Raw genomic sequence first — 5,528 nt, forward strand, 5'->3', positions numbered from 1 at the left:
AGCCCTGCGCTGAGGGGACAAGGCGCGAAGGCGGGGAAGCTTTTTCGTCATTTCAAGGAAGCCTGCCGAAGGGCAGGGCGTCTTTCCCGTGAGGAGGGGAAGCGGCCCTTTTCCGGCGAGGGCGCAAGCGGGGAAAGGCATGTTTTCCCGGCCGGGCGAAGCGTCCGCCTTTGCCGCCGGAACTTCGGGCCGTCTGTGCCGTGAGCCTTGGACGCCCCGCCTGCCGGGGTGAGGCTTTTCCCCCGGGGAATCGTTTTTTCGTCGTGAGGGAGGGCGTTTTTCAGCCCCCGGGTTCTCTCCGGCAGGGCTGTGCATGAGAGCCTTTCCCGTGAGGGGGGACTGCCTTCCGGGCGCCGCGCCTTCGGAAGCGGCCTTGCGGGGGAAGTATTTCCGGCGCGGGCTCATGCAGGCAGGGCATTTTCCCCGCCCTTTGGGGGCCCGGCAAAGCGTGGAGGGGCCGTCCCCACGCCGCAGGGCCCGGACGGCCCCGGAGGGATGGACGGAGCTTACGGCAGCCTCATGCCGCAGCCCTCTTCCGGCAGGCATGGGAACAAAGAATCCCGGCTCTTTCTCAAGGGCCGGGATTCATGTTTTTTGAAGCTCCGTTTTGCCGGGCTTAGGCCTTCTTATTCAGCTCCACTTCCTGCGGGAACATGGGCGTGTAGCGGTAGGCCAGGGAAAGCACCATGGCCGCGTAGGCGAACACGAGGAAGCAGCTCGCCCATTCCGCCCAGTTGGGCGCGTAGGTGTACCAGGAGTCGAAGGGCATCACGGGGATAGCCAGGCCCTGCACGGTGAGCAGGTAACGGTTGAGGGTGATGCTCGTGCAGGTGGCGAGGAGCATGAGGTAGAAGATCCACGGCTTTTCGCGCAGAGGCTTGATGAGCAGCACCACCATGGGAATGATGAGGAAGGCGTGTTCCAGCCAGAACAGCCACTTGCCGTAGATCCAGCCGTGGAACATCTCATCAAAGGTGAGGCCCTGCGAAGCCAGCATATCGGTGGCCCAGTACCAGCTGTCCAGGCACTTGAACACCGTGTACACGATGAGCATGGTACCGCCCACCTTGCCCATGAGCTGCTTCACATTCCAGCTCACCAGCTTGCGGCCGGACATTTTTTCCATGAGCGTGCACACGAGCACGGTGAACATGGGGCCGGAAGCAACGGCGGAGAGCACGAAGAGGAAGAAGGTCCAGGGCCAGATGAAGAAGCCTTCGCGGAACAGGTAGGGGCGGCCGAAAAGCACGCCGTACATGCCGCCCAGGGAGCCCTGGTGGAAGGTGGAAAGGAACGCACCTATGCCCGCGAAAATGGGCATGTACACATGGAAGTTGTGCGCCAGGGCGTGGATGAAGGGGCGCTTCATGAGCCGGCGGTTCTCCAGCACCAGCGGTACGAACTCAAGGATGAGCACGATGCAGTAGCAGGTGATGCAGAAAATAACTTCCGTGAGCATGGAGTGCACGTTGGGGTACCAGTAACCGAACCAGCAGCGGATGGGCTGGCCGATATCGAGCACCAGGATCATCATGGCGCCGGTGTAGCACAGAAAGCCGATTACCGCGGCGAGGTTCACGATGTTCTTGAGCTCGTCGATATTGAGGATGTAGCGGAGCGCGCCCGTGAAGAACGCGCCTGCGCCGAGGGCGATGACGGCAAGGTCGAAGGTGATCCAGAGGCCGAAGCCGAAGTAGTCGTCCATGCCGGTTTCCCCCAGGCCGAAGCCCAGGATCCGCACGGCGGCATACAGCCCCCAGAGGAAGACCACACCGAGGATAGCCATCCATCCCGTGAACTTTGTCAGAGAGCAGCGCTCGCACCCTTCCGGGAAGAGCTCCGCGTCAACAGGTTTGCTGTAATCCATAACCTACCCCTGCTTTCTGGCTTCGCCGGTCTTTTCGTTTTCGAGATAGTTGTCGCCTTCGCGGCGCACCCATTCGCGCTTGCTGATGTAGTACACCTGGGGATCGGTCCCCAGGCGCTCCAGCAGGCGGAAGGCGTAGGGGCTCCTGATGAGCTCATGCACCTTGTGGGCCGGGTTGTTCAGGTCGCCGAAGGTAATGGCCCCGTTGGGGCAGGCTTCCGTGCAGGCGGTGATGTACGCGCCGTCCGGCAGGTTCATGGGGTCGCGCCCTTCGGCCGCGGCCTTTTCCTGCGCCTTCATGAAGCGGTGATGGCAGAAGGAGCATTTCTCCACCACGCCGCGCATGCGCGTGGACACGTCGGGCGTGAGGGCCTGGGCCAGGTCGCCCGGCCACTTCGGGTCGTACCAGTTGAAGTAACGGGCATGGTAAGGGCACGAGGCCATGCAGTACCGGCAGCCTATGCAGCGGGGCGGTATCTGGCTCACGATGCCGCCTTCCTCGCGCTTGTCCGTGGCTATGACCGGGCATACCGACACGCAGGAGGGCTTGCCGCACTGCATGCAGGGCCGGGGCAGATAGGCCACTTCATGATCCGGGAAGGGCTTGTGGTTGGAGAGGCGGAACACCGTAAGCCAGTTGAGCGAGCGCAGCTTGTTGCTGCCGTCCACGGCCGGGGCCACGTTGTTTTCCGCCTGGCAGGCCACCATGCACGCGCCGCAGCCCGTGCACTTGTCGATATCAATGACCATGCCCCACTTTATCTTGAATTCCTTGACTTCAGAAGACATCAGAACCCCCCTATGCCCTTGCGGCCTTTACGCCCGCCAGGCCCCAGACCGGCAAGCCGGTGCCGGGTTCTCTGCAAACGCTGGTCAGCGCCAGAACATTCGCGCCCTTGCCCTTGCTGAACTCATCGAAGGCCGTGTGGCCGAGTCCGGCCACCAGCGAGACGGTATCGGGCAGGATGCCTTCAAAAATGGCGGCAACCACGGTGATTTCCACATTGTTCCCGGCGACCAGCCTGACAAGGTCCCCGGCTTTTACCTTGAGTTTCGCGGCGGTTGCGCCGTTCATCTGCGCCACGCTGTACCGGCCCTTGAGCTGGTAGTCGGTGACGACCTTGGTGGCGAAGGGCGGTATGGCCGTCTGCGGCGTGCCTACGGCAAGCACCGTCACCGGGGCGACCTGAAGATCGCCGTCCGCGCCGGGGGCAGAGGCAGCCTTGCGTATGGCTTCCCAGTTGTAGAAGAGCGGGGAAACCGGGGCGTCGAAACCGGCCACATGCACCTTGCCTTCTTCCAGCATGGCGCGGAAGGGGGCGCCCAGGGCGTAGGCATGCTTGTAGAGGAGCTCCGGCATGTCCTTCACGCCGAGTTCCAGGCCGAGTTCCTGCGCAAGGGCGATGAAGAGTTCGCCCGCGCTGCGCGCGTTTTCAAAGGGCCTGGCCACGGGGCGGGCCAGCGCGTAAGTCACGCGGCCGGAGCCGTAGGGCGTCTGCACGTCGTCGAAGGCTTCCATGCCGAGGGCGGCGGGAAGCACCAGGTCGCACGACTCGCAGGTTTCGCTCATGAAGCTCGCCACGGCCACGGAGAAGCCCGCCTTGGCGATGGTCTCCTTCACGCCGGAATCGGCGGGGAGGGCGTAGACCGGGTTCGCCGCGTACACGAGGAGGAAGGCGGGCGCCGCGGCCTTGCCTGCGGCCACGGCCTGCGTGTAGTCCACCAGGTTCTTTTTGATGGTGGCGCGGTATGCGGCGGCATGGTCCACCACGGCAACGGGGAAGGGCATGTCCACCATGCCGCCCTGCCGGTTCACGCTGCCGAGCAGCATGTTCAGGGCTACGGCCGCCATGACGGGGCCTGCCGCGCCGCCGGAACCCAGGGCGGAGCCTGCAATGACCAGCGGGCGCTTGGCGGCGACGAGCATTTTCGCCGCTTCCTCAAGGCGCGCTGCGGGCACGCCGGTGATGGAGGCGACCTTCTCGGGCGTGTAGGCCTCGGCGAAGGCGGCGAAGTTGCCGAGCCCGGCGGCGAAGTTCTTTTTCCCCGCCTTGATGAGCAGGCGGGCAAGGCCCAGCATGAGGGCCATGTCGGTGCCGCTTTTCATGGGCAGCCAGAGATCCGCGCCTGCGGCGGTGTTGTTCTGCACCGCTCCGGCATAGAGGAGTTTCTGCGTGGCCTCCCCGGCCACGGGATGCGTGCGGTTGAAGAGGCTCCGGTTGGCGGCCACCACGCCCCAGCTTTCCAGCACGGGGGCGCCCACGGCGAGGATGCAGTCGCTGCCTTCCATGTCGTAGCCGAGGCGGCCCTGCCCGCCCATGGCCTCCCAGGCCAGCGCGGCCGGCTGTTCGTCGCCGGGCATGAAGTAGAAGTCGGAAGAGCCTTTCTGGTTCAGCATCGAAGAGAGCACTTCATTGATGCTGGAGGTCGGGTCGCCGGAGACGGCGGCCACGGAAGAACCCGCAGCCTGCATCTTTTCCTTGAGCAGGCGTTCGGCCTCGGCCCAGGTGACGGCGACGTACGCGCCGTCGGCAGAGCGGCGCAGCGGGGTCTTGATGCGCGCGGGGCTGACGCGGAGCTCGGCTTCGGCGGCGGCGAGGGCGGTGATCGCCCCGTGCGTCACGGGGTTGTTCCTATCGCCGACGGTACGCACGGGCGTGCCCGAAACGGTGCGGACAAGAAAGCCCGTGCCCGAGGGGCAGAGCTTGCTCACCGTAGGCAGATACCGGCTTTCGCCCTTGGGCACGCGCGGTATCCAGCCCCAGTTCTGCGTCCAGTACACGGCGTCGTAAAGGGTGTTCCAGATGATGGGAGACGCCACGAGGCCCACGGTCCCGCCGGCGGCAAATTTAAGAAATCCTCGTCTGTCCATGATTTCCTCGCTTTTGCCTTACTTGTGGCAGGTGAAGCAGGCGTTGCTGGCGTTGGTGTTGCCCATGGCCATATGTTCGGCATGGCAGCGTTCGCACCCCCACATCAGCATGGTGTTTTCGGAGTAGCCCGAAAGCCTGTTTTCCCGGTAAACGGGGGGGACGTCCGTTTCGGCCACGTTCAGGTGGCAGCGCGAACAGAACGCGGCGATTTCCTTCGGCCCCTTCAGCTCGGCCAGCGGGCCGAAGTGAAGGACGTGGCTGAAGAACACGTTGTCGGGCTGCTTCTGATAGATCAGCCATTCGGACTTGATCTCCCTGCCGGTCTGGACGTATTCGCGGACGAAACGCGCCTCTTCAGGGTCGGATCCCAGAATCGTCGAATGACATTCGGCGCACTGGGCGGTAGTGGGCGTCCCGCTGAAGGTGCCGTCGGCGCGCACAAAATGGCACTGCTCACAGGTCATGCCCTGATTCTGCACATGCTCGACGTGGCTGAAGGCGATGGGCTGCCTTTTAGTTTCCTTCATAAGGTTGGGCAGAACCCACCATCCCAGAATAAGGGCCACGACCAGCCCCACGACAAACGCGCCCCAGCCGCAGCAGCATTTCTTCGCCGCATTCGCCGGTGTGGTTGTGTTGTTCCTCTCCTCCATCCCGATGCCTCGTGCTGGTTGAGGTGATAAAAAAGGACAGTGCGCATCTTCCGGCCGGGCCGGAAGGGAGGCATGTCGGAACCGCCTGAAATTCCATGCCATTATGGTGACGGTTCCAGTGAACTCTGTTATATT

At 63.7% G+C, this 5,528-nt stretch carries 4 protein-coding genes; all 4 read right to left on the minus strand.

The genetic code is table 11. From position 1 onward, the window contains the following. Positions 1 to 616: 616 nt before the first annotated feature. Genes qrcD through qrcA form a run of 4 tightly spaced genes read right to left on the minus strand, consistent with a single transcriptional unit; the run spans position 617 to position 5,393 of the window. Positions 617 to 1,867, minus strand: a complete 1,251-nt coding sequence (gene qrcD / locus K8W16_RS04575) for a menaquinone reductase integral membrane subunit QrcD (protein WP_304121520.1) — start codon at positions 1,865 to 1,867, stop codon at positions 617 to 619. Between the two features lie 3 nt (positions 1,868 to 1,870). Next, positions 1,871 to 2,656, minus strand: coding sequence for a menaquinone reductase iron-sulfur cluster-binding subunit QrcC (gene qrcC / locus K8W16_RS04580; protein ID WP_304121522.1), 786 nt, complete (start codon positions 2,654 to 2,656; stop codon positions 1,871 to 1,873). A 10-nt stretch (positions 2,657 to 2,666) separates the two neighbouring features. Continuing rightward, positions 2,667 to 4,739, minus strand: a complete 2,073-nt coding sequence (gene qrcB / locus K8W16_RS04585) for a menaquinone reductase molybdopterin-binding-like subunit QrcB (RefSeq protein WP_304121524.1) — start codon at positions 4,737 to 4,739, stop codon at positions 2,667 to 2,669. Positions 4,740 to 4,757: 18 nt separating this feature from the next. After that, positions 4,758 to 5,393, minus strand: coding sequence for a menaquinone reductase multiheme cytochrome c subunit QrcA (gene qrcA, locus K8W16_RS04590; RefSeq protein ID WP_304121526.1), 636 nt, complete (start codon positions 5,391 to 5,393; stop codon positions 4,758 to 4,760). Between the last annotated feature and the right edge of the window lie 135 nt (positions 5,394 to 5,528).

The organism is Mailhella massiliensis (assembly GCF_020741395.1).
GTDB lineage: Bacteria > Desulfobacterota > Desulfovibrionia > Desulfovibrionales > Desulfovibrionaceae > Mailhella > Mailhella massiliensis_A.

Excerpts from the sequence above, each read along its gene's own strand:
- qrcD (WP_304121520.1), bottom strand. The coding sequence starts at position 1,867 with ATGGATTACAGCAAACCTGTTGACGCGGAGCTCTTCCCGGAAGGGTGC.
- qrcC (WP_304121522.1), bottom strand. The coding sequence starts at position 2,656 with ATGTCTTCTGAAGTCAAGGAATTCAAGATAAAGTGGGGCATGGTCATT.
- qrcB (WP_304121524.1), bottom strand. The coding sequence starts at position 4,739 with ATGGACAGACGAGGATTTCTTAAATTTGCCGCCGGCGGGACCGTGGGC.
- qrcA (WP_304121526.1), bottom strand. The coding sequence starts at position 5,393 with ATGGAGGAGAGGAACAACACAACCACACCGGCGAATGCGGCGAAGAAA.